The sequence below is a fragment of the Paraburkholderia sp. SIMBA_027 genome (assembly GCF_046535315.1).
GTDB classification, from domain to species: Bacteria; Pseudomonadota; Gammaproteobacteria; order Burkholderiales; family Burkholderiaceae; genus Paraburkholderia; species Paraburkholderia tropica.
This window is the reverse complement of record NZ_JAWRWY010000686.1, coordinates 1-268: the sequence shown is the minus strand read 5'-3', so window position 1 is coordinate 268 and position 268 is coordinate 1. Positions and strand designations below refer to the sequence as shown.

Sequence of the window (268 nt, the reverse complement as noted above, 5' to 3'; positions counted from 1 at the left end):
CTTCAATCTGCTCGGGCCGCTGACCAACCCCGCGGGCGTCCGCCGCCAGCTGCTCGGCGTCTTCGCCGAGCAGTGGGTGCTGCCGCTGGCCGAAGTCATGCGCGATCTCGGCTCCGAAAGCGTCTGGGTCGTCCATGGTGATGGTCTCGATGAAATCACCACGACCGGCAAGACCAGCGTCGCAGCGCTTGAGAATGGCAAGATCCGCAGCTTCGAGCTGTCGCCTGCCGATTTCGGTGTCTCGCCCTGCACGCTCTCGGCCCTGAAG

Annotated in this window: 1 pseudogene; it reads left to right on the top strand. The window is 65.3% G+C overall.

The features are described 5' to 3' along the window. A pseudogene (locus SB764_RS40765) lies at positions 1-268 on the top strand (anthranilate phosphoribosyltransferase); the annotation flags it as partial.